This is a genomic window from Vibrio syngnathi (assembly GCF_002119525.1).
In the GTDB taxonomy this organism is placed as follows: domain Bacteria; phylum Pseudomonadota; class Gammaproteobacteria; order Enterobacterales; family Vibrionaceae; genus Vibrio; species Vibrio syngnathi.
In genome coordinates, this window is sequence record NZ_CP017916.1 from 1197489 (window position 1) to 1221713 (window position 24225).

The window sequence follows — 24225 nt, forward strand, 5'->3', positions numbered from 1 at the left end:
TACAGCACTACGAGTTTATTTGGTGCTGACCTAGTTGATGTTTATGTTTTTGTAGATGTTTGTTTAGATGAGGTTGAATCTGTTTGAAAGGTGATTTTTGCGATGCATCCTCCACAAGTGCGATTGAATAATTGAAAGCCCCAACCGAAGCGTTGGCACAAGTCGTCGACAATCAACAAACCTAGTCCATGACCATTTGGGTTGTATTGCTCCTGCAGGCCTTCGCCTTGGTCTTCAATAATAAGACTGTCTTGAGAAAGGGTAATAGTTACTGTACCGCTATTAGTGGCTGCAATCGCGTTTCTTAACAAGTTACCGACCAACATATTCATGATCGCGTTGGTGGATTGAATGGTTGGTTCTGATTGAACTTGTAAGGTTATCGCGACTTCCTTCTCGTCAGCCTGCAACGAATTTTTAGAAACGATAGTCTCTAGCTCTTGCTGGCTGAATAAACGTAGCGGTGCATCGTCACTGTTTCTTTCATAGCGAACGAGACCAAGCAGTGCATCGACCATTTCAGACATTTGAACAATGGCTTCATCAATACGTTCAACCTGACGAGATTGAAATTCGGTTGTTTCGCTTCTCAGTAACAGTTTGTTGGCACCACGAGCAACAGTCAACGGAGTTCTTAGTTCATGACTTGAGTAGCGTGCGAAAGCTTGCTCGCGTTTTACTAGAGAATTGATTTCTCTTCTGTATTGATTGAGTTGATCCGTCAACTGACGAAACTCCACCGCCGCATCGTCATTCACTCCAAATTCTTCGTTTAGATTGAGCTTATTGGATTCAAGCTGTTCAGACAGGGAGTTGAAGGGCTCAATCAGCCGTTTAGACAACCGATAGAGCAGAGCTCCGAAGCTGAATATTAGAATAGAGAGAAGGGCTAATACAAATGTGGTGGCATAAACGAGCTCAAAGACACTAAGCTCGACTCGGTCTATCTCAGAAAGCAGAACAATCGGATGGGTTCTACCTTCATGAGTATACTCGCCTACATATACCATGCGAGATTCTGGATCTTCACCGACCTCACCAATGAAATTTTCTTTGCCTTCAATATACTTTAAATACTTTTTTGGCAGATAGGAAAGATCGTTGTAAGCGATAGTCAGATCATCAATACGAAGCTCTCCACTTTCGCCTGACTGGAATAACCCGACTGCATAGTTACGATCGATCAGGATGCGTCTTTCACCCACGCGGTCTTCCGACAAGTACAGGGCTGTGATAAACACAACGTAGACGAACGCAGAAACAATCAATGCCATTAACCCAAAGAAAACCGCTAAGCGGCCCGTTAGGGTTTTTGTGCTTGTAAGAACATTTGAAATCAATTCGATGGCTCCAATCGGAAACCAACTTTAGGCACCGTAATCAACATCTGAGTGTCAAAAGGCTTGTCGAGTTGGTTACGTAATTGATAGATGTGACTGCGCAATACATCATTGTTGGGCTCGTTTTCTTCCCATAATTTATATGAGATAGCTTCACGTGTTACCACATCAGGTGCGCTTTGGCACAGCATCTCAAGTATAGTGTAAGTGGTTGGGTTAAGCGCAAGCAGCTTGTCTTGGCGGTAAGCTTTACGGGTTTTTTGGTCGATAGTGAGTTCATCGAACTGAAGTTTAGAAGAGGCCACTTTTCCGCGGTAACGACGGACTAACGCGTTCATTCTCGCTTCCAAAATATCCAAATCAAAAGGCTTGGTGAGATAATCATCGGCACCATGTTCAAAACCCTTCAACATATCTTCGCGGCTATCCAGTGCTGTCAGCATCAGAATCGGTGTTGCATTGCCTTGGTCTCGCAGCTTATTACAAACCGTGAGGCCGTCCATTCTCGGTAACATTAGATCCAATATGATGATATCAAATGAGTTTTCCAACGCGAGCTGCAGGCCAAGTTCACCGTTGTCCGCGTAATCGAGTTCCATTCCAATACACTCAAAATAATCAAACAAGACACCTGCAATTTCACGGTTATCTTCGACTAATAGAACTCGTTTCATTTTGATTCTCATACAGAAATAGACAGTAACATTATCCTGAGTGAGCGTGAAAAATATGTCAATAACATAACTTTCACTTATGGGAGGGTAGATTGGATTCAGATTAAAAAATAGAAGAACGTATTATGTCTGAACTTCATATAAGCCGCCCTAAGATATCTACATCGCAGATCAACCCTGCGGTTTCTCTGTCTATCATTGTGCCTTTTTACGATGAACAAGAGGTGTTGGAAGAGTTTCACTCTCGCCTCACTAAGGTTCTCGATAGCTTACCGATCACGAGCGAGATTGTTTATGTCGACGATGGCAGTAAAGACAACAGCTTGGAGTTGGTGAGTTCATTCACTTCAATTAATAGCTCAATTTCTGTTATTGGTTTAAGCCGTAATTTTGGCAAAGAATCAGCGATGAGCGCAGGCCTCGAGCACTGTCGTGGACAAGCGGTGATTTTGCTAGACGCTGACTTACAAGATCCACCTGAGCTTATCCCGCAAATGATTGCCAAGTGGCGCGAAGGTTATGATGTCGTCAATATGCAGCGTAGCCAGCGCGACGGTGAAACGTGGTTTAAGAAGTTTTCAGCAGCGAGCTTTTACAAAGTAATGAACGTGGCTGCGAAGATTGATGTTCCTGAGAATGTGGGTGATTTCCGACTGTTAAGCCGAGAAGTTGTCGACCATATCAATCAGCTTCCAGAACGTAACCGCTACATGAAAGGTATTTTTTCATGGCCGGGTTTCCGACAAGCGACGCTCCAATTTAAGCGTGATGCTCGCTTCTGTGGTGAGACCAAGTGGAACTACCTCAAGTTAATCGGTTTGGCGATGGATGGGATTACCTCGTTCTCTATCCGACCTCTGCGCATTGCGACGGCCGTTGGTGGTTTAGTGGCACTTACTGCTTTTGTGTATGGCGTCTTCATCGTATTCAAAACCACTATGTTTGGCGAGCCTATCACGGGCTATCCGTCAATGATGGTCGTGCAACTTGCCCTTGGCGGTATTCAACTCCTGAGTATTGGTTTAATGGGTGAGTACATAGGTCGTATTTTTATCGAAACCAAGAATCGCCCTCTGTATCTGATTCAGTCGGTGGTCGATACACCTGCATTAAAAACACATTTCAAATTAGAGGAGTCAGCATGAGCCTGAACAGAACGCACCTATGGTATTTGTTGGCTTTTGCACTGGTTCTAAGACTCTTATCTTTGGCGACTTATCCGTTAATGGATACCACTGAAGCGCGCTATGGAGAAATGGCTCGCTTGATGGTAGAAACTGGCAATTGGTTAACCCCTCAGTTTGATTACGGTATTCCTTTTTGGGGTAAGCCACCGTTGTTCACATGGATGAGTGCTGCTGGTATTGAGTTGTTCGGCTTGAGTGAGTTTGCTGTGCGTGCTCCGCATTGGTTAGCTGGTTTCGCGACGATTCTATTGGTCGCGTATCTGGCGAAGCGTACGGGACAAAGTGCCTTAGTGGGGGCTGTTGTATTGGCAACATGTGGGATTTTCTCTATCGCCGCGGGTGCTGTGATGACTGACATGGCGTTGACCTTAGCTATGACAATCGCCATGTTAGGTTTTTACCTATGCTGGCAAGCAGAAGGGAGTGTTAAGACGAATAGAAATTGGGGGTACATCGGTTTTATTGGCTTAGCTCTGGGGTTACTTGCAAAAGGACCCGTTGCGATTGTGATAATGGGGATTGCCGTTTTCCCTTGGTTAATCTTACAGCATGGCTTCTTTGGCGCTTTTAAAGTGTTGTTGCAACGCTTTCCATTGCTGTCGGGCATAGGTGTGATGCTAGCGATTGCCTTGCCTTGGTACATCATGGCAGAAATGGCGACACCGGGTTTTATTGATTACTTTATTGTTGGTGAACACTTTAAGCGCTTTGTAGTGAGTGGTTGGGAAGGTGATCTTTACGGATCTGCTCATGATGAAACCAGAGGTATGATTTGGGTGTTCTGGATTCAAGCCGCTGCGCCTTGGTCGATTGTGTTGCCTATTTTGACTATCGCCCGTCGTAAGAAAATCGTAGAAGTTAACGCCGAAAATCGCGGGTTGTTTTCGTTTCTTGTTTGTTGGTTGATTTCACCACTGATTCTTTTCACTATGGCGGGTAATATTCTTCCAGCTTATGTGCTCCCAGGTATCCCAGCGCTTGGCCTGTTGATTGCTATACTCGTAGTGGAAAAAGATAAAAAGTGGTTCTCAAGCGTGGCTTTGGTTCTGCCTGTATTGCTGATGATTGCGATGGTATACCTGAACCTAGGTAAAGCGAATGAGAAAAGTGACCGTATTATTTTTGAACAGATTACAGATTCTGCGCCAAGCTTTTATGTGGGTAAACGACCATTCTCAGGGCAATTTTACAGTCATGGGCAAGCGAAAAAGCTTCTTGATATCGAGCAGCTAAATGGCATCGATAAGTTCTATTTGATCGGCCATAAAGCGGAAGTAGAAACTAAGATCAAAGAGAACGCGTTAACGTGCATTCTGGAGCCGACGGTCAAGATTAAGCGTGCTTTGTTCAGCTGCCATAACCAGAGCAACACACCAAATTTTTCGTTGAATCATATTGAAAGTGAAAATGATGTTCAGCGTTAACTCAAGGCTACGAATGTTCAATGACAAGCTTCAAACACACAGCCAAAGGCTTCAGTCCCATCACAAGATGGTTCGGTTTGCTGTGGTTGGTGTTGGTGGGTTTGTTGTTGATTGTTTGGTTTTTGCATTGCTGCATTATGTTGTTGGGCTACCTTTAATGATGGCGCGAATTAGCTCCTTTATTGCTGCTGCAACGACGACATGGTTGGGTAATCGCATACTGACTTTTGAATATAAAGGGCGAGGTCATTGGTCTGAAAAACTGATTCAGTGGCAAAAGTTCATGTTGTCAGCATCAATATCGGCAGTACCTAATTTACTGTGCTTTAAGTTGATGACGGAATTACTCCCTACATTTATCGGAGCTGTTTTTATCGCAATGGCAGTGGGGACTCTGGTCGGAATGGTCACCAATTACCTATTTAGCCAGTATTGGGTGTTTACGCGTTAGATAAGTAGGTAACCCCCTTGGTTAGCATCAGAGTATCTAAGTATCTAAGTATCTAAGTATCTAAGTATCTAAGTATCTAAGTGGCTGAGTAGCTAACCATTGATTACAGACACAAAAAAGCGCAGCTAAATAGCTGCGCTTTGTATTTTTATGAGCACCAAGTAAATGGGGTCGCTATATTAACGCTGTGTTGCGCGCTGGCGATTCTTGCCGTTACTTGCAGGTTTACCACCTTGACCATTACCCGCTTTGCTGCGGTTTGGCTTGCCATTTCCGCCGCCGTTGCCTTGTGATTGCTGACTAGCAGGGGCTTTTTTGATGAAGCCAGTCGCTGGTTTATTACCATTACCATTCTGCTTTCCGTTGCCCTGGTTGCCGTTGTTTTGGCTACCTGTTGGCTTCTTACCACCCGGTTTAGGCTTATTGCCACTAGGCTTAGAATGGTTACGTGGGCTTTCGCCGCCAAGACCCGGTTGAGCTTTACTGTGCTTAGTTGCAAAACGTTGCGAGCCGTGACGACCAGACTTACGACGCTGTGCCGGTGTCTGAGCCTCAAAGTCTTCTTCTGGCACTAAGCAGTTCGCTTTGTCACCAATTAGGTGCTTTTTACCCATGCTGATCAGTGCTTCACGGATGATCTTCCAGTTTTCTGGATCGTGGTAACGAAGCAATGCTTTATGCAGACGACGTTGACGATCACCTTTAGGCACTGGAACATCTTCACGTTTTTTGTATTTCACGCGCTTCAGAGGGTTGGTCTCTGAGTAGTACATCGACGTCGCATTACACATTGGCGATGGGTAGAAGTTCTGTACTTGGTCACACTCGTAGTTGTGCTTTTTCAGCCACAACGCAAGGTTAAGCATATCTTCATCTTCCGTGCCCGGGTGAGCAGAGATGAAGTAAGGAATTAGATACTGTTTCTTACCGGCTTCAGCGCTGTACTTCTCGAACATCTCTTTGAAACGATCGTAAGTGCCCATGCCCGGTTTCATCATCAGATCCAGAGGGCCTTTTTCAGTGTGCTCTGGAGCAATCTTCAAGTAACCACCGACGTGGTGAGTCACAAGCTCACGTACGTATTCTGGAGATTCAATCGCAAGGTCATAACGAACGCCTGATGCGATCATTACTTTCTTGATACCCGGAACCTTTCTCGCTGAGCGGTAAAGGTCAATGGTGTGCTGGTGGTCTGTGTTCAGTTTTTCACAGATTTTAGGGAACACACATGATGGGCGACGGCAGTTAATTTCAGCTTTAGGATCAGAACAACCTAGACGATACATGTTCGCCGTTGGTCCACCCAAGTCAGAAATGGTACCGGTAAAGCCAGGTACTTTATCTTTAATGTCTTCGATTTCATCCAAGATCGATTCTTTCGAACGGTTCTGAATGATACGACCTTCGTGCTCTGTGATTGAACAGAAAGAACAACCACCAAAACAACCACGCATGATGTTAACCGAGGTTTTAATCATGTCGTATGCAGGGATCTTTGCTTTGCCATACATAGGGTGCGGAACACGCTTGTACGCAAGGCCAAACACGTAATCCATCTCTTCAGTTGCAAGAGGAATTGGCGCTTGGTTTACCCATAGTTCGCGGTCACCGTGACGTTGAATAAGAGCACGACCTGAATACGGGTTGGTCTCTAGGTGCAGAATACGGCTAGCGTGAGCGTAAAGAATACGGTCGTTATTGAGCTTTTCGAAACCAGGGATACGAACCGCGGTTGTTTTTGCATCGTGACGAGAAGGACGAATAGTAATTGGCTGCGCCTTTACTTCTTCTTTTTCATCTTTCTTGGTATCACATTGCGTTTCTACTTCGTACGGGTTAACCGGAACGTAGGCTTTGTTCGGTTTTTCGATACGAGAAGAATCAATAATTTTGTAACCTTCAGGCGCTGCAGGTAAGTTGATAGCAGTACCGCGGATATTGGTCAGCGTAGAAATGTCTTCGCCATCGGCAATGCGGTGTGCCACTTCAACCAATGCACGCTCAGCGTTACCGAAAAGAAGAATGTCTGCTTTTGCATCAAACAATACAGAGCGACGAACTTTATCAGACCAGTAGTCGTAGTGTGCTACGCGACGTAAGCTTGCTTCAATACCACCAAGAACGATTGGTGTGCCTTTGTAAGCTTCACGACAACGTTGAGAATAAATCAGAGTTGCACGGTCAGGACGCTTACCACCTTCATTGTTTGGTGTGTAGGCATCGTCGTGACGAAGTTTGCGATCAGAGGTGTAGCGGTTGATCATGGAATCCATGTTACCCGCAGTGATGCCGAAGAATAGGTTAGGTCGACCCAGTTCCATAAAGGCATCTTTACTGTCCCACTTTGGTTGGGCAATGATGCCCACGCGGAAACCTTGAGCTTCAAGCAAACGGCCAATGATAGCCATACCAAAGCTCGGGTGATCGACATAAGCGTCACCAGTTACAATAATAATGTCACAGCTATCCCATCCAAGAGCATCCATCTCCTTTCTACTGGTAGGCAAAAAGGGTGCTGTTCCGTAGCACTCGGCCCAGTATTTTTTGTGTTCGTGAATAGGAGTGATATCGCTGTACATATTTCAACCTCTGATTTTTGAGGCGGGAATTATAGCGGCATGAGCCTAGACTAGCCAGTAGAACATGCCCCTGTTAGTTCTGATGTCTTTCGCCATTTTGCAGATAATGCTGACAAAAGAACCATACAACAGCATAGTTGAAGCCTTGAATAACGTCGCTAATTTGTGATTTTGATTAGTGTTCGCAGCAGTTTTTGATATTATTCGCGAAAATAAGTCTGAAGAAGTAGATCCACAATGGTCGAATCATTATTAGTACAATTTGCTCCCATGCTACTAGGAGCCCAACTGATCTTAACCCTCATCTTGGTAAAAGGGGATATTTGCCCGGGACAACGTGGCCGTATTCACAAGATGTTACCTGCGATTGGCGTGCTTTGGCTTGCTGTTGCTTCATTAAGAATTGAAGCGTTTCTTGTCGTGTTCGCGATCTTTTATTTCTATTCTCAAGTTCAAACCAAGAAGACACGTGATTCTGGTCCTATTTGGGTGATGTACCTTGCGTGTGGTTTGGCGCTTTCATACGTTGCTATTCAAGCGACTGAGCAAGCAACCACCGTCGGTATTATTACTACTTTACTGCTAGTGGCACTGTTGGGGTCTGCGTTTGGTCATTTACTGCTGACGATTGCGAGAACACGCTTACAAGCATTTCACCGTGTTCTGCCTGTTGTGGGCGTATTAACAGGCATGCTGGTGGTTTTGGCGACGGTCGTAAATGTTTATTCTCTGTCTGAAGCTCAATTAGAGCCAATGATTTCAACCCTACTGTTTAGCTTTGCGTTGCTAATCTCAGCTATCGTAGTGTGGTGTTGGCATCTATTGTTCGTTAAAACCCCTGAAAAGCTTCAGCTGACTATTTCATTGTTGATGTTATTGGTGGCGGCCGTTGGTTTAACGCCAGTTTGGGCGATGTAGGCGGTTACTGATCTCACAAGCCTTTTGGTGTTGAATCGAAAAAGTGTGATCTGTTTTTTAGCGTGGTGTTGGTAAGCGTTCTAAACTTAAATCTAGTCGGTGTGTTCGTTAGGAGTACGGGATGGATTTAAGCAACGTCAAAGGTTTCGATAGCATTATTTTGCTGGGGATCGTCAACGAAAAGCTTCGTTTGGAATGTGATAGCTTTGAAGAGTTGGTCAGCATGTATGAAATGGATATAGAAAGTGTTGTAGGTAAGCTTGATATGCTTGGCTATCAATACGATCCATTAACTAACCAGTTTAAGTCTTATCCAAGATAAGCAGCAAACTGGCGCATGTTCTGTCGATTGTGAGCCAGTTATCGAGAATGAACAAGTACCGCCATCGTCGGTACTAAAGCTAAAAGAAGAAAGTCACAGATAATCTGTGACTTTTTTGTTTCTGGCGCATGCCTATCAGGTTCAACGCTGGCATAAACTAACCCAACAACGCGTCTCTTAAACGACCTCAATGCCATCTAGGTGACTCTTACTTTGCTGTCTTGCCGTGCTAAAGAAAGCTTGCAGGTAGCGTTTGTCTTTTTCTGAGTTTCTTACCGCTGCGAATAACCTTCTTGAAAGCCCTTTGCCTAATGGTTTGCTGGCAATGAGTCCTTGCCTTGAAAATTCACTGATCGCCCAGTTTGGTAATGCTGCGACACCTAAGCCTGCTGATACCATTTGTACCAACATTAATGTGTTGTCTGCCTGTTTCCATTTCTTTGGTTCAACGCCTGCGGGTTGCAAAAAGTGTTTCACTACATCGAGACGCTGCTTTTGAACCGGATAAGAGAGCATCGTAATATCACTAAGATCTTGCGGTTCAATACTCGGCTTTTCGGCTAAAGGAGAGTTGATCGCGGTGATAAGACGCATCTCAAAATCGAAAAGCGGTTCGTAGTGAACTTCAGAACGGGGCTGTATATCGGAGGTGATCACCAAATCGAGTTCTCCAGCCATCAATGCCGGTAGAGGCTCGAACCCAAACCCTGACGAGAAATCTAAGGTCACGCTTGGCCAAGCAACTTGGTATTCCTTCAAAGCGGGCATTAGCCATTGGAAGCATGAGTGACACTCGATCGCCATGTGCAATCGGCCATTCACATCTTCTTTTAGGCTTGCGAGTTCGTTTTCAGCTTTGGCGATTTGTGGCTGTATCTCATCAGCCAGTTTTAACAAGATTTCGCCTTCCGATGTAAACTTAACCGGCCTTGTTTTACGCAAAAAAAGCTGACCGCCGATACGGGCCTCAAGGTCTTTCAACTGGTGAGAAAGTGCCGACTGCGTCAGATGAAGAGAAGTTGCGGTCGCCGTCAGCGAGCCGCTGTCTCTCAAGGTGGTCAATGTTCGAAGGTGTTTAAGCTCTATCATGAGTATTCCTCATATTTCCTAAGCCAATTCAATATTTCTTAATAATCACCCTACGGTGTTTTTGATCTTTTGTAAACGTCTAGATGTCCAGATGGATTTAAACTGTTCATCTTTGGGCGATTCAAGATGAATATTATTAATAAACAAGATGAATATTTGGACGTTGTCCATCGATCGGATTAGGGCGATAGTTTAGCCATCCAGACGCCTTTGTGAAAAAGTAAAATCATCAAAGGCAGTCTAACCGGAAATTAGAATTATCGAATAAGGAACAGACTCATGACGACAACAACGCATATTCTTGGTTACCCACGCATCGGCGAAAAACGCGAACTTAAGTTCTCACTAGAGAAGTACTGGCGCGGTGAGATTGACCAATCAGAACTTAAGCAGCTCGGCAGCGAGCTAAGAAATCGTAACTGGAATGTACAAGCCAACGCGAATCTAAGCTTTGCAACTGCGGGTGACTTCGCATGGTACGACCATGTACTCACAACAACGCTACTTTTAGGTCACGTGCCAAAGCGTCATGCTGGTGGTTCCGACGGTGAAAAAGCCTTTCCAGATTTAGATACTTTGTTCCGGGTTGGTCGTGGTCAATCTCAAACGCAGCCAACCTGCTGTGGTGGTCAACATGGTTTGGAAAGTGGCACTAAAGACAGTACAGCGGCGTCTGATATGACTAAGTGGTTCAACACTAACTACCACTATATTGTTCCTGAATTCAGTAAAGATGATTCGTTCGAGGTGAGTTGGCCACAGCTGTTCGAGGAAGTGAGCGAAGCGATAAAAGCAGGACACAAGGTTAAGCCTGTACTTCTCGGCCCACTGTCTTACTTGTACCTAGGCAAAGAAGTGGAAGAGGGCTTTGACCGCTTAACTCTGTTGCCTCGCCTTCTTACTGCCTACCAAGCGATTTTGGCTAAACTATCCAAGTTGGGTGTTGAGTGGGTGCAAATCGACGAACCTATCCTTTCTCTGGAACTTGAGAAAACATGGGCCGATGCATTCAAACTGGCGTATCAAGTGATTCAAGGCGATGTGAAACTATTGCTTACCACTTACTTTGATTCGGTAACAGACACGTTAGATAAAATCGTAGAACTGCCTGTCAACGGTTTACACATCGACTTGGCTGCAGCACCGCAGCAACTCAATGAAGTGGTAAACAAGCTACCACAAGACTGGGTGCTTTCGGCAGGTGCAATCAATGGACGCAATGTGTGGCGAGCGGATTTAGCCGCTCAGTTACAGCGCCTACAACCTGTAAAAGACAAGCTAGGAGATAAGCTTTGGATCGCAAGTTCGTGTTCATTGCTGCATAGCCCTGTTGATTTGGAGTTAGAAGAAACGCTCAGCGAAGAAGTGAAAAGTTGGTTTGCCTTTGCAAAACAGAAAGTGACCGAGGTGAGCTTGTTGGGGGCCGCGTTAGACGGCGATCAAAATGCCATTTTAGCGTGTGAGACTTACAGCCAACCTATTGTTGCTCGTAAGAGCGCGACTCATGTAAACAAGCCGCAAGTTCAGGCTCGACTCAATACCATTACCAAAGCACTGGCAGAGCGAAGTGCTCCATACGCCGAGCGCGCAGCGCATCAGTCTGAAGTTCTCGGCTTACCGCTGTTACCAACCACAACCATTGGTTCGTTCCCACAGACAGGAGAGATTCGTCTTCAGCGTAGTGCTTACCGAACTGGCAAACTGAATGAAGCGGAATACACAACCGCATTGAAAGGTCATATTGCTGATGCTGTTAAGCGCCAAGAAGCCTTAGATTTGGATGTGCTTGTGCATGGCGAGGCGGAACGCAATGACATGGTGGAGTACTTTGCAGAAAACCTAGCAGGCTTCCAAACCACTAAGTTTGGTTGGGTACAAAGTTATGGCTCTCGTTGCGTGAAACCGGCGATTGTGGTTGCGGATATCGAGCGTGAAAAACCAATGACGGTCGAGTGGTCGACTTATGCGCAATCCCTGACCTCGAAACAGATGAAAGGGATGCTGACAGGACCCGTCACTATTTTATGTTGGACATTCCCACGTGAAGATATCTCACGTAAGGAGATCACCAATCAATTGGCGTTTGCTCTGCGTGATGAGGTATCTGATTTACAAGACGCTGGCATCAACATTATCCAAATCGATGAGCCGGCTATTCGCGAAGGTTTACCTCTGAAAAAACGTGACCATGCAGAATACTTAGAATGGGCAGTGGATGCCTTTAAGATCTCAGCGGCGAGTGCTAAACCAGAAACTCAGATTCATACCCATATGTGTTACAGCGAGTTCAACGAGATCATTGATTCAGTGGCCGCGCTAGATGCCGATGTGATTACCATTGAGACTTCTCGCTCGAACATGGAATTGCTGAAAGCGTTTGAAGAGTTTAACTATCCGAATGCGATTGGACCTGGCGTTTACGATATTCACTCGCCAAACATTCCGTCAGAAGAGTGGATTGTTGATTTACTTAAGAAAGCGGCAGAGAAAATTCCGGCAGAACGTTTGTGGGCAAACCCTGATTGTGGGTTGAAGACACGTAACTGGGCTGAGACAGAAGCGGCACTCACTAATTTAGTTTCGGCGACGAAGACACTGCGTAAAGAGTGGGAATCAGCTGAGGCATAATTCAGTCTAAGATTTGATTGACCCGCTAATCCGTGATGAACCACAAAAAAGACCTCGCATTTGCGAGGCCTTCTGGTTTTATACTTGTTCGAATCTAGCTGCTCTGACACGTCTCTTTACTGATCAGCTTTTCAACCATCAGTTGTCCGCGCGTATTGCGAATCTTGATGTTGTAAGCTAAGCCCATGTCGAGGTTAGCTCTTACTTCAGAGTTGGTGCAGTAGCTATTCACACTCATATCTACAACTTGGTTTAAAGGCTTAGCACCTTTTGCATCTTGGTTGTAGATCATCATGATTTCGACGACAGTATTTTTGGCAAGCACACGCATGATAGACAGAGGACCATACTCAATAGGCAAGCCTGCTGAAAGTACGCCGGCACGATGGTGAGCCATCATCTCTAACTGTCGTTGTTTGTCTTGTTCACTTGATGAGCTACAGCCTGCGAGTAGGGCAATAGCCAGTGACCCAATAATCCATTTTTTCACGTTAAAATACTTTCTTGAATGGTTTAACAATCACATTCTGGTAGACACCCGCAGCGATGTACGGGTCTGCATCAGCCCATGCTTGTGCGTCTTCCAAAGAGTTGAATTCAGCAATTACAGTAGAACCTGTGAACCCTGCTTCACCAGGGTTATCTGAATCAATGGCTGGCATTGGACCTGCTGTTAACAGTCGACCTTCATCGTGAAGTGTTTGTAGGCGTTCTAGATGTTGTGGGCGAACACTTAGGCGTTTTTCTAATGAGTTTTCGACGTCTTGAGAAAAAATCACGTACCACATGTTGAGATATCCTTATTTTACTTCACTAAATTGAGGGCGTTTTAATTCGCTATCTTGCTAATTTACGCGAACTAATCGGTATTGGAAGAGCCAATGATAAGAAATTGTGAATTGGTGCGAGAGGATTGTATGGTCTCTAGCAATTTCATTTATATAAACTAAAGACCATCGATACCACACGCTTAATAAAGGTGCTATTTGTTGATTTGGCGAGGCTTACCACTTTCATCAACGGCAACGTAGTTGAATGTCGCGCCACAAACTTTGTAACGATCTCCGATACCATGATCAAGTACAGGCTTAACCCATACTTCTAGATCGATATTCATCGAGCTACGACCAATCTTAGTACAGTCACCATAAACACACACCACATCGCCCACTGAAACAGGCTGTTTGAACTCAATACTCGATACTGAAACAGTGACTATCTTGCCGTTAGAGATCTCTTTCGCCAGTATGCCGCCAGCAAGGTCAAGCTGAGACATTATCCAACCACCGAATATTTGCCCTGCCGCATTGGTATCAGAAGGCATCGCTAAAGTGCGAAGAAGTAAAGAACCAATCGGGTTCAAAGTTGATTGAATAGTCATTGTCGTACTCTTAATGGTATTGATTGTTTTATATAAAAATAGATGTGTTTACGAGACTCGCGGTGGTCGAATTTTTAATGTCGCCACCGAACACAAATAATCAGTGGCCAATGATCTCGAGTATCATTGGCCACTGTTAAATCGCATATTGATAATAATTATATCAAAAAGGGGATGAGGACTCATGCCCAAGGGTTATTTCTCGTCGGTATTTTTACCTGAGAGCTCTTGTTGCTTATCGTTTTCTGGAATTTGGTCTTTTTGCTGACGCGGTTCTTTTGACTCAAGCTGCTCTTTTGGTAAATGTTTATAGATATAAACGCCCGTTAGCAAGGTAAATGCAAAAGTAGCGATGAGAAGGCCAAACACTTTGAAGTTGACCCACACATCCAATGGCAGGTTGAAAGCAACGTAAACATTGAGGATCGCACACAATGTGAAGAACAGAGTCCAAGCCCAGTTGATCTTGCCCCATACCGCTTCAGGAAGTGAGATCTCTTTACCTAACATACCTTTAATTGCTGACTTGCCCATGATGTGACTGACCGTCAGACCAATCGCAAACAGGGCATAAACGATGGTGACTTTCCATTTTATGAAGTTGTCATCGTGCAAGAATATGGTCATGCCACCAAATACGGCAACCATTAGAAAGGTGATGATCTGCATTTTTTCTACTTTCTTGTAGATAACGTACGTCAGAACGATTTGAACAGCAGAAGCAACAATCAAAGCACCGGTCGCGGTATAGATGTCGTACATCTTATAAAGCGCAAAGAAAATAATGAGAGGAATGAAATCAAGGATTTGCTTCATGAGACACTGACTATCCAGTTAGTTGAGTTGCAGACAGTCTAACCAAAACTGTCTCGATGCTAAATAGCCCGAGACAATTGGGTGCCAATTAATTACATCTAACCGCTTATCGTGTTTGGCGAGCTCTAACAGGTTAACGCATTGACGAGGTTTGGTAGCGAGGTATTAGCTTCTTGATATCTTCAAGGTAACCTTCGCTCTTTAAGCTGTCTAAGGTGTTTTCGAGCTCTTGCTCACTCATGGCAAAACACGTCGATTTGCCTGTCGTTAGGTCGAGATACTCGTGATATTCACGTTCTGTGAAGTGGCCAATTCTGTCCATTAATAGAGTTTTAATTCCATGGTGAATCAAGCCGTAATACGTATGTCTTTGTAAGGTCATAGCCTATCCTCCGTGACAAGCTGCAGCGAAAATGATGCAACCTGCTGTATATTGGTTGGGTTATCTATGACAAAGCAATTCGAATGCCATTTTATCCAATTGAACAGAACAAGTTTCCTACAAAATAGAATTGAATTTCTTTTCAAACAGTTAAAGGAAGGTGCGTTCTGTTCTATGACAGCCAATACGTCACAGAGATAAAATAGTTTCATTTTGAGAATGTTGAAATTCTCAAAATGACGCTCGACTATCGCTTGTAGTACGTGCCTACCAATGATGAATGCCGTTAATCAACAAGCCAATCTACCAGAGTAGATAATGATGCATTTTGACGATTCTTGGGTTGCAGCAAGAAGTAACCATTTCCTGAGAAGACGCTGCCTTCACTCACTTTCACCAACCTACCTAAATCGATATCTTGCTTCGCTAGCGTGATATCGCCTATGGCTATCCCAAACCCTTGAATGGCAGCATTCATGGCTTGATCGAGCGTGGCAAACTGTTGGTTATTCTTGCTTGAAAGGTCGTGGCTGCCGATGTGTTCTAACCAAAGTCGCCAATCACTCTGCTCATTATTGGCGTGTAGCCAAGTGTATTGGGCAAGCTTGTGTGGCTTGATGATGGTCGACGCGTCACTTACAAGGTGGCTTTGCGTAATGCTTTGCGCTTGGCAAACGGGCGCCAGTTGCTCGTTGAACAAGAGTTGGCTGATAATCGATTGTTGGTTTGGCTTCTTACCATAGGTAATAACGGCATCAAAAGGGTCAAAGCTTGGCTCGAAAACGTGTTTTATTGTTGAGGTCAACTCTACATCGATTTCTGGAAAAGCTTGTTGAAATGACATTAGCTTGGGCAATAGCCAAGAGGTGATACAACTTGGTGCGTTGAGTTTGATCTTCGATGGAGAGCTGGCAACCTGATTAAGCGCTGATTGCAGCTGCTGAATGGTATTTTGAATCAGCGGAACTAACTCTTCTCCCTTAGGAGTTAATGACAGCCCGCGAGCATGTCGGTAGAAAAGGTCACATCCAAGGCTTTCTTCAAACGACAATACCTGACGGCTTACTGCACCTTGCGTAACATTGAGCTCATGTGCAGCGCGTGTAAAGTTGAGATGCTTAGCTGTAGACAAGAATGCGAGCAATGTTTTTGTGGAAGGGAGAGTTTTATTCATACATCACCTATGACTTTTTATCATGGCTATTATGTGATTATTTCGATTCATTTATCAATAGTGTTCTGTTTGAATGTAAATACTTAATCATCATTTGTGATTCAATATGTGTATAAATTGCATTTTTTGAATATAAAGGCAGTGGTGAAGACATTGTGATTTTGTGGAAGGGATAGCTTCTTGACATCTTTTATTGATAGCTTAGTACCTCAGGCTGTAAAAAAATTAATACCTTATCAATCGGCAAGAAGAATTGGTGGTGATGGACGTGTCTGGCTAAACGCCAATGAATTGGAAAGCTCGTTGTTTCAAGGAGAGGCGAGTCACAATCGATACCCAGACTTCTTACCACAAGATATTGCTAAGGCTTACCAAGGTTACTGTGGCACTGATGCAGCGACGGTTGCTGTTCGTGGCGCAGATGAAGCGATTGATTTGCTGATCAGAACATTCTGTAAGCCGGCGAGCGACAACATACTTATCTGTTCTCCAACGTATGCTATGTATGAGTTTTGCGCCGATGCATTGGCGATAAATACCTTGGACTCCCCATTGCAGGAAGACTTCAGCCTGAACGTCGCTGATATTGTGAATAAGGCGGAACTGGTCAATCTTGTCTTTCTTTGTTCACCAAACAACCCGACGGGCAATGTAATTCCAAAAGCCGACCTCATTGAGGTACTGGAAGGAACGGTGGGTAAATCGTTAGTCGTGGTTGATGAAGCGTATATTGAATTTGAACCTCAGACATCGGCTGTGAGCCTTATTGAGCGTTATCCGCATCTAGTCGTGATTCGCACTTTATCAAAGGCGTTTGGATTGGCTGCGGTTCGTTGTGGCTTTATCTTAGCGAGTCAAAATGTGATGCAGTATGTCGCGAAACTGGTTCCCCCTTATCCGATGCCAGATTGCTCATCTCAAATAGTGCTAGACGCATTGTCTGATGAACGAGTCTCGGTGATGGAAGATACGGCGTTAAAGTTGGTCGAATTACGTAATTGGTTTGCCTGTGAGTTAACTCAGTTTGATTTTATCGAGTCAGTTTACCCTTCATCGACGAACTTCATTTTGCTGCGTCAAAAACCTGGGCATCATATATTCAGCGTATTGGCGAAGGATGGCATTGTGACAAGAAACCAAAACCACGAACCTGCTTTGCGTAACTGTGTACGAATCAGTATTGGTAGCCAAGAGAGCATGCTAGAAGTGATAACGTCACTAACACGCTACCAAACCGAATTAGAAAAGAATCAACAAGGCAAACAATCTCAGCATAAAGAAACTCAATCTCAACTCGATAAAGATCATATCTAGGATGGCAATGATGAAAAAGATAATACTAGGACTCGCTTGTGCGGCCGCTTTACTTGGTACCACGGTGCAGGCGAAAGAAATCCGCTTGGCGTCAGACTTTACCTATCCGCCATTCAACTATAAAAACAGTGACGGTGTGCCTGTCGGGTTTGATATTGAGATAGCTGACGCTTTGTGTGAGCAAGCTAAATTAGACTGTACTTGGGTTTCACAAAGTTGGGACTCGCTAATTCCAAGTTTATTGGCGAGAAAGTCAGATGTGATTATGGCTTCGATGCGTATTACTGAAGAGCGTAAGCGCAAGATTTTGTTTACTGACAAGTACTACCAAACTCCAGCCGTGTTTGTTGCAGCTAAAAGCGTGGAGTTCAGCGTAGATGAGGCAGGCTTAACAGGCAAAACCATCGGTGTTCAGCAAGGTACGATTCACGATCGCTACGTAACCGACAAGTTTGGCGATGTGGCAAACATTAAGCGTTATACCGGCCAAGATGAAGTGTATTTGGATCTGCAAAACGGTCGTCTAGATCTAACCTTTGGCAATTCAGATCAACTTTCATTGGCTTTCTTAGATAAGAAAGAAGGTGAGGGCTTTGAATTCAAGGGTAAAGCGGTAACAGACAAAGCCTACATTGGCGAAGGTACGGCTTTAGCACTAAGAAAGCAGGATTCAAAACTGGCGAAACAATTCAATGCCGCGATTGAAGAGATTAGAGCAAACGGTACCTACGACAAGATAGCCTCTAAGTACTTCACTTTTGATATCTATGGCGCTGATTTGTAATTCGCCTAGCATCTGAAAGTAGAACACCAAAAAAATCCGAGGGCTGTGAGGCTCTCGGATTTTTTGTTTCTTAAAACTGTCATTATGGGTTTTGAGGTGTTTAAACTTGGGTGAACGATTGCGTTAAACAGAAGTTCCATATTGTTCAGTGCAAATTGGTGAGTCGAGACTGTGAATAAGATATAAGGTGCACTAATTAATAAAACTCTAGGTTATTCATGTTCCGCGCTTTTAATCTACTTTCTCTAATTATCCTGGCTTCTTCCGTATCTTTTTACGTTAAGGCTAGTGGTTCGATTACAATCGGAGTTCAAACCTCAGGATTTTCTCCGTACGTTGTTGTCCAAGAGGGGGAGGTTTCGGGATTATTACCTGAATTGACCGGTTTCTATGCAGAGCGTGAGTTGAATGGCTTGGAGTTTGTCGGTTTTCATTCGCCGTCGGATCTAAATAACGTACTTAAAACTGAACAAGTTGATGCCATTATTACGGCTGAACAAAATGTTTCTAGTAGCGGTGTTATTTACTCTAAACCTATCTTATCTAGTCGAATGGTTAGCCTAAGTAGTGAGCCTATTGAAAGCCACTTATTAATGAAGGGACGAAACCTAGCTTATTTTGAAGACTCGAGTAACGCGTCTTCTGTGAAATCGCTTCTCCCATTTTCTTCTTTTAAGTCATATTCATCCTATCAAACCGCGATTGCTGCTGTAGCTCGAGAGAACGCGTTAGCCATTGTTGATGATGGAGTGTTACTGCACAACAAGTTAATGAATAGCCCCTATGAGTTATTTTTGTCGGTCAACTTACATGATGGTTTACCCTTAAATAATTATGTTATTGCCTTGCTGGATACGACTGAAAATAGGAAGTTGCTGGGTATTATCAACAACGCTATAAACCAAGATAACTCAAGCAAGCTTGTTAATATTCGCAAAAAGTGGTTGAACGAAATACAAAGGCGTCTTCTGTTAGTCGTTAGTAAAAACAAGCTGCTATTAACTGAAAAAGAACAGCAGTTCCTGCTTCTTAATCCGAACATATATGTATCATCGACGGCAGACTCTAAGCCTATATCTTTCATGAATAGTGAAGGTAAGCCTGATGGTATTTCGATTGATATATTGAGTGAAATATCCCGACTTACGGGGTTAAACTTTATTTACGACAACGACCTCGATTTACAGGGTAACCAAGCTCATCCAGTTTCTCTTCCAGTAATTCATACTAAGGCGACACCTTCTACTGGTGACGATGAGCATCACCTCTATTCTAAGCCTTTCATGGTTGAGCCGTGGGCACTGGTTGGTAAAAGTGATACGAGTAAATTGGCGGTATTCGGTGAGTTAACGAAGAGCTCCGTTATTGGAACTATAAACGACAGTGTCGGAATAGAGCTTGTGAAACGCTATTGTGAGGCTTGCCCAATTAAGACCTATAGCTCTGAGTTGCTTTTGCTCGATGCCGTGGATACAGGAGAGGTAGACTCAGCGATGCTTTCGCTCTATTTAGCGTCTCCTCTATTACAGGGCCAGTATTCAGGGTACTTACGCGTAACAAGCCTGCTATCTAAAGACAACGATATTCCAGTCGCCTACAGTGTCGAAGCCGACCAAGAAGTGCTGAACAATATTATTAACAAAGCGCTGTTCGCCATACCTCATCACAAGTATCAGCAGATCAAGAAGCATTGGTTGGATGTGTCTTATGAATCAGGCGTGGATACGGCAGATGTTATCTTGGGTGCTGCCATTTTAATCTCTGTCGCATCGGTGCTCATTATGCTTGTAATGGCATGGAGCTGGAAACTAAGACGTGAAGTTGAAGATCGAAAGCGAACTGAATCCGCTCTCAAACATCAAGTGGAGTTCGAGCGTTCATTGTTGGACGCAATGCCGTTTCCTATTGTTGTGCGTAACTTGGATAACCAGATAATCAGTCTGAACAGTGCCGCGCAGCAGCTTACTGGTTTTGAGTTGATCGAAGGAAGCATCGTTAATAACTCCGATGAAGACACAATGATCCATCACGGGGTTGTTTTACCTCGCTTAGAAAAAGAAGTCGTTTCGCCGCAAGGCAGTAAACACTACGCGTATTGGAAGTGCCCTTATATCTCCAACGGGAATATCGAAGGCTCAGTGACCATTCTTGATGATCTTACTGAGCTTTACGAAGCGAAAAAAATTGCAAAAAGTGCCGATGACCGAGTACAGAAACTGGCGAACAATTTGCATGGCGCGGTTATACAGCATATTCAGCCCAAACGAAGTCTTCACGATATTGAATTCGTCTTTATTAGTAATGGGGTAGAGGAGCTTTTAGGGCTTACTCCTGCTCAATTGCGCCGCTCTCCAATTAGTTTTTTCGCACCGCTTAATGCTCAGGATCGTCGAACCTTAATTAAGAAGGTACGTAGTGGAAATAAAGAGGGAAAACTAAGCCTCGATATTGGAGTGAATATTGATAACCAAAACCGATGGCTCAATTTGCAGAGTAAGATTTCTGATCTTGGTGATTATTATGAATGGGACTCTGTTCTTACTGATATCACTGAGCTAAAACAACAGCAAGAAGAGCTAACACAAGCAAGACAAAGTGCTATCGCTGCCACAGAGGCAAAGTCTCGATTTTTGGCAAACATGAGTCATGAAATCCGAACTCCATTGGGAGGGATTGTTAGCTTGTTGGAATTGTCAGAGCAATATGAAGTTGATTATGAAGTTCAAAAAATCCATACAACGCTGAGCCAATCTGCGAATAACCTACTGCATATTGTTAACGATATACTCGATTTCTCGAAGATTGAAGCCGGTAAGCTGACCCTAGATTATCAGCCTGCAAGCCTAGATACATTGACTCTTAGAGTGACTCAGTTGCAGGCGAGGCAAGCTCACGCCAAAGGGTTACAGTTCAAATTTTGGTTAGACCCTGAGTTGAATGATTTAGTCTTAATGGATGACATTCGTATTGGGCAAGTTCTGAATAATTTGTTGAGCAATGCCATTAAATTTACAGAATATGGAACCGTAGGTTTAGCGGCAAAGTTACTCGACCTGGATGGTGAACAGCAACAAATTTGTTTCGAGGTGTTTGACAGTGGTATTGGCATCAGTGAAGAACACATTCGAAACCTATTCCAACCTTTTGTTCAAGCCGATGAAGGAACCACGAGGAAATATGGTGGTTCAGGCCTTGGTTTGACTATCTCGAAGCAACTTATTGAACAAATGGGTGGCAGTCTTAACGTAACGAGTAAGATCAACATTGGTTCAACGTTCTCTATTACGCTGCCGCTTAAAACGCTCGCTGAAAATAACAGAGCGGACATGAATGGCAAGGTGGCGCTACTTACCAAAACGTTCATGCAGCAATCTGAATTAGAGAACTATCTAACCTCTTGGGGTATTAAGGTTATTTCAAAGAATGTTCAGGTGACTAAAGAGCTCGCATACTGGGTCGATACCATTGAGCCTGATTTTGTGTTTATTCCTCATGAGCTAGATCAGAGCATTGATACGTTCGCCGAAAGCGTGCAGTTTATTTGTGTCAGTGAACAAGGAATGCTTTCGCCTGCTCCATGCAAATTGGGCTGGAATCTGTCAGCAAACCCATTGTTGCCTTCGCAGTTGATGCACTGTTTGCACAACTGTCCTGCGTTTGTGGAAGATGTTGTCCAAGATGATAATAATCTGAAATTGAGTACTGAGTCGCGCGAGTCTGCCAAACAGAATCAAAGACTTATCTTAATAGCGGAAGATCACCCAATCAATCAACAGATAATTCTTCAACAAATTGAGCAATTAGGTTTCCATGCCGACATGGTAGATAACGGCAAGGAAGCACTTGTTGCCTTAGATAATGAAGATTATGGGCTGCTAATTACCGATTGCCACATGCCTGAGATGGATGGCTACGAATTAACGAGGCAGATCCGAGTAAAAGAGCAGACCCAAAACCAACCTCGTCTTCCGATCATTGCGTTAACCGCAAACGCTGTGCAAGGGGAAAATGATAAGTGCTTTGAGATTGGTATGGATGACTTCTTATCAAAACCAACCAAATTAAGGGTGATTGGCGACACCATAATCAAACATCTTGATAAGGTGCAATCTGTTGTCGATAAGCCTTGTATTAGTTCCTCGGAGCCTAAAAGTGAGCCGAGCTCTGCTCCGATTGATCTCGCCAACTTAACCGAATTGTTTGGTGACCAAGATCTCGTCATGCAGATCATCACTGACTTTATCAAGAGCCATCAAGCTGACATGCCTCTGCTTCAAGCTGCGTGTGAACAGCGAGATCTCGAAGCCATTAAACAGGTAGCTCATAAGATGAAGGGAGCTGCAAAAATGGTAGGCACAGAGGACATTGCCAATCAATTGCAAACAATGGAATTGGTCTCCTTAAGTGACTTAGATGGTATTCAAGCACATTACGATAACCTCGAACAGCTGACGAACCAATTGAAGACTTATTGTTCAGAATCAATCAAACCATTTAAGGAGCTACCATGAACCAGCATGTTGTAGTGATAGAAGATCACCCTTTTCAATTGAATGTAATGGGGATGGTTTTAAAGAGTTTGGGTATGGAAAATATCCAACCTTTTGAATGTGGATATAAGGCTCTAGAGTTTATTGAAGCCTCTTCTGTCGATTTGATCTTATGTGATCTGAATATGCCGATGATCGATGGTATCGAACTCCTAAAACGCCTTGCTGAGGCCGATTTTCAAGGCAATATCATCATCACAAGTGCGGAAAGCAAAACAGTGCTCGATGCCGCAAGGAAGATGTGTAAAGCGTTTAACCTGAATTTGCTTGGTGTTCTTGAGAAGCCAATAGCAAAAGAGTCGCTGTCAAAGTTAATTAACCTTAACTCTACAAAAGAAGCGGCTGCTTCCAATTCTAATAGCGACATCGTTATTACGGATGAAGACATAGCAAAAGCGGTAAGCAACCAAGAGTTTATGTTCTATTACCAACCGATAGTGTGTATCCATAGTGGTGAATGGCGAGAAAGTGAATCGCTAATTCGATGGCAGCACCCTCGTTATGGCGTACTCAGCCCTTTTTTCTTTTTGTCTCGGTTACTTGAGTCAGGAAAAATGGGAGAGGTGATGAAGTATTTAATCAATCAAGCGATCAATGAGAAGTCATTTCTCGGAGAGCGGAGATTTGCAATAAACCTGACAGCTAAAGATATTATTGACGGTGATATTGTTGATTATATCTTCGCTTTGATCGACCAAGGTGAACTTGAGACAGAGCAGATAAAATTGGAATTAACAGAATCTGATTTAGTTGAAAGTGTCGCTCTTGCTTTAGCGTCCACCACGAGGATCTGCATGCGTGGTATTCCCCTGGCGATTGACGACTTTGGAACAGGTTACTCTTCACTCAAGCAATTAGATGACCTGCCATTTTCAGCACTGAAACTGGATATCGACTTTGTGAAAAACATTCAGAGCAGTCGTTCAAGCCATGCCATTGTTCGCGCTACTCTCTACTTGGCTCACTTATTAGAACTGAGTACGGTTGCTGAAGGGGTTGAGGATCATTCTCTTTGGATGGACATTCGTGAAATCAGTAATGTCGACACATTGGTTCAGGGCTATTTTATCGCTCGTCCAATGCCTGCTCGTAAACTATTAGAGTGGAAAGAAGACTGGGACAGAAAAATTAAAGAGCTGAACTTAATTAAAGAAATTAAATAAGCGGGCTTTGAACATAACGGTAAATTTGTTTAGTGAATGTGTTCGCTAT

At 43.9% G+C, this 24225-nt stretch carries 20 protein-coding genes; 10 read left to right on the forward strand and 10 right to left on the reverse strand.

Annotated features, from left to right (window positions below; all coding sequences use genetic code 11):
- Positions 1–41: 41 nt before the first annotated feature.
- Together K08M4_RS05670 and K08M4_RS05675 are read right to left on the reverse strand one after the other, a co-directional pair.
- Positions 42–1340, reverse strand: coding sequence for a sensor histidine kinase (locus K08M4_RS05670; RefSeq protein ID WP_086049149.1), 1299 nt, complete (start codon positions 1338–1340; stop codon positions 42–44).
- Positions 1337–2014 carry a response regulator transcription factor gene (locus tag K08M4_RS05675; RefSeq protein WP_086049150.1) on the reverse strand — a complete coding sequence of 226 codons (678 nt, stop codon included), beginning with the start codon at positions 2012–2014 and terminating at the stop codon, positions 1337–1339. The genes K08M4_RS05670 and K08M4_RS05675 overlap by 4 nt, the downstream gene beginning before the upstream one ends.
- A gap of 125 nt (positions 2015–2139) precedes the next feature.
- On the opposite strand from K08M4_RS05675, the gene K08M4_RS05680 reads away from it, so the two are divergent.
- From K08M4_RS05680 to K08M4_RS05690, 3 genes are read left to right on the forward strand one after another with little or no spacing between them, the layout of a single operon-like run.
- Positions 2140–3159 (forward strand): glycosyltransferase family 2 protein, encoded by a 1020-nt coding sequence (locus K08M4_RS05680; protein ID WP_086049151.1) that lies wholly within the window; start codon positions 2140–2142, stop codon positions 3157–3159.
- A complete protein-coding gene (locus K08M4_RS05685; protein ID WP_086049152.1) occupies positions 3156–4625 on the forward strand; it encodes an ArnT family glycosyltransferase in 1470 nt (489 codons plus the stop codon). Before K08M4_RS05680 ends, K08M4_RS05685 begins: the two co-directional genes overlap by 4 nt.
- The gene (locus K08M4_RS05690; protein ID WP_086049153.1) at positions 4612–5076 is read left to right on the forward strand and encodes a GtrA family protein; all 465 of its coding nucleotides are present in this window, start codon (positions 4612–4614) and stop codon (positions 5074–5076) included. Before K08M4_RS05685 ends, K08M4_RS05690 begins: the two co-directional genes overlap by 14 nt.
- A gap of 179 nt (positions 5077–5255) precedes the next feature.
- On the opposite strand, the gene K08M4_RS05695 is transcribed toward K08M4_RS05690, so the two are convergent.
- Entirely contained in the window at positions 5256–7655 is a 2400-nt protein-coding gene (locus K08M4_RS05695; protein WP_086049154.1) for a YgiQ family radical SAM protein, read from the reverse strand.
- A gap of 237 nt (positions 7656–7892) precedes the next feature.
- Between K08M4_RS05695 and K08M4_RS05700 the strand changes: the two genes are divergently transcribed.
- A complete protein-coding gene (locus K08M4_RS05700) occupies positions 7893–8573 on the forward strand; it encodes an HI_1241 family integral membrane domain (protein ID WP_017080955.1) in 681 nt (226 codons plus the stop codon).
- A 121-nt stretch (positions 8574–8694) separates the two neighbouring features.
- The gene (locus tag K08M4_RS05705; RefSeq protein ID WP_017076390.1) at positions 8695–8895 is read left to right on the forward strand and encodes a DUF4250 domain-containing protein; all 201 of its coding nucleotides are present in this window, start codon (positions 8695–8697) and stop codon (positions 8893–8895) included.
- Between the two features lie 177 nt (positions 8896–9072).
- Here K08M4_RS05705 and K08M4_RS05715 read toward each other — a convergent pair whose 3' ends face one another.
- On the reverse strand, positions 9073–9984 hold the full coding sequence (locus tag K08M4_RS05715; protein WP_086049155.1) for a LysR substrate-binding domain-containing protein: 912 nt from the start codon (positions 9982–9984) through the stop codon (positions 9073–9075).
- 279 nt (positions 9985–10263) lie between these two features.
- Here K08M4_RS05715 and metE point away from each other — a divergent pair, with 279 nt between their 5' ends.
- Positions 10264–12612, forward strand: a complete 2349-nt coding sequence (gene metE, locus K08M4_RS05720) for a 5-methyltetrahydropteroyltriglutamate--homocysteine S-methyltransferase (protein ID WP_086049156.1) — start codon at positions 10264–10266, stop codon at positions 12610–12612.
- A 94-nt stretch (positions 12613–12706) separates the two neighbouring features.
- Here the strand turns inward: metE and K08M4_RS05725 are convergent, their stop codons facing one another.
- From K08M4_RS05725 to K08M4_RS05750, 6 genes are all read right to left on the reverse strand, one after another.
- Positions 12707–13102 carry a GspS/AspS pilotin family protein gene (locus K08M4_RS05725; protein ID WP_086049157.1) on the reverse strand — a complete coding sequence of 132 codons (396 nt, stop codon included), beginning with the start codon at positions 13100–13102 and terminating at the stop codon, positions 12707–12709.
- Between the two features lies 1 nt (position 13103).
- Positions 13104–13400 carry a YciI family protein gene (locus tag K08M4_RS05730; RefSeq protein ID WP_012603655.1) on the reverse strand — a complete coding sequence of 99 codons (297 nt, stop codon included), beginning with the start codon at positions 13398–13400 and terminating at the stop codon, positions 13104–13106.
- Between the two features lie 194 nt (positions 13401–13594).
- Positions 13595–13993, reverse strand: coding sequence for an acyl-CoA thioester hydrolase YciA (gene yciA / locus K08M4_RS05735; protein ID WP_086049158.1), 399 nt, complete (start codon positions 13991–13993; stop codon positions 13595–13597).
- Positions 13994–14188: 195 nt separating this feature from the next.
- Positions 14189–14809 carry a septation protein A gene (locus K08M4_RS05740; RefSeq protein ID WP_086049159.1) on the reverse strand — a complete coding sequence of 207 codons (621 nt, stop codon included), beginning with the start codon at positions 14807–14809 and terminating at the stop codon, positions 14189–14191.
- Positions 14810–14942: 133 nt separating this feature from the next.
- Positions 14943–15191 (reverse strand): hypothetical protein, encoded by a 249-nt coding sequence (locus K08M4_RS05745; RefSeq protein ID WP_017069991.1) that lies wholly within the window; start codon positions 15189–15191, stop codon positions 14943–14945.
- A 286-nt stretch (positions 15192–15477) separates the two neighbouring features.
- On the reverse strand, positions 15478–16365 hold the full coding sequence (locus K08M4_RS05750) for a LysR substrate-binding domain-containing protein (RefSeq protein WP_086049160.1): 888 nt from the start codon (positions 16363–16365) through the stop codon (positions 15478–15480).
- 180 nt (positions 16366–16545) lie between these two features.
- Here K08M4_RS05750 and hisC point away from each other — a divergent pair, with 180 nt between their 5' ends.
- The 4 genes from hisC (at position 16546) to K08M4_RS05775 (ending at position 24176) form a co-directional block, all read left to right on the forward strand.
- A complete protein-coding gene (hisC, locus tag K08M4_RS05760; protein WP_086049161.1) occupies positions 16546–17679 on the forward strand; it encodes a histidinol-phosphate transaminase in 1134 nt (377 codons plus the stop codon).
- 10 nt (positions 17680–17689) lie between these two features.
- A complete protein-coding gene (locus K08M4_RS05765; protein ID WP_086050388.1) occupies positions 17690–18463 on the forward strand; it encodes an ABC transporter substrate-binding protein in 774 nt (257 codons plus the stop codon).
- A 218-nt stretch (positions 18464–18681) separates the two neighbouring features.
- Positions 18682–22974 carry an ATP-binding protein gene (locus tag K08M4_RS05770; RefSeq protein WP_086049162.1) on the forward strand — a complete coding sequence of 1431 codons (4293 nt, stop codon included), beginning with the start codon at positions 18682–18684 and terminating at the stop codon, positions 22972–22974.
- Complete coding sequence (locus K08M4_RS05775) at positions 22971–24176, forward strand: EAL domain-containing response regulator (protein WP_086049163.1); 1206 nt, start codon at positions 22971–22973, stop codon at positions 24174–24176. Before K08M4_RS05770 ends, K08M4_RS05775 begins: the two co-directional genes overlap by 4 nt.
- Positions 24177–24225: the final 49 nt, after the last annotated feature.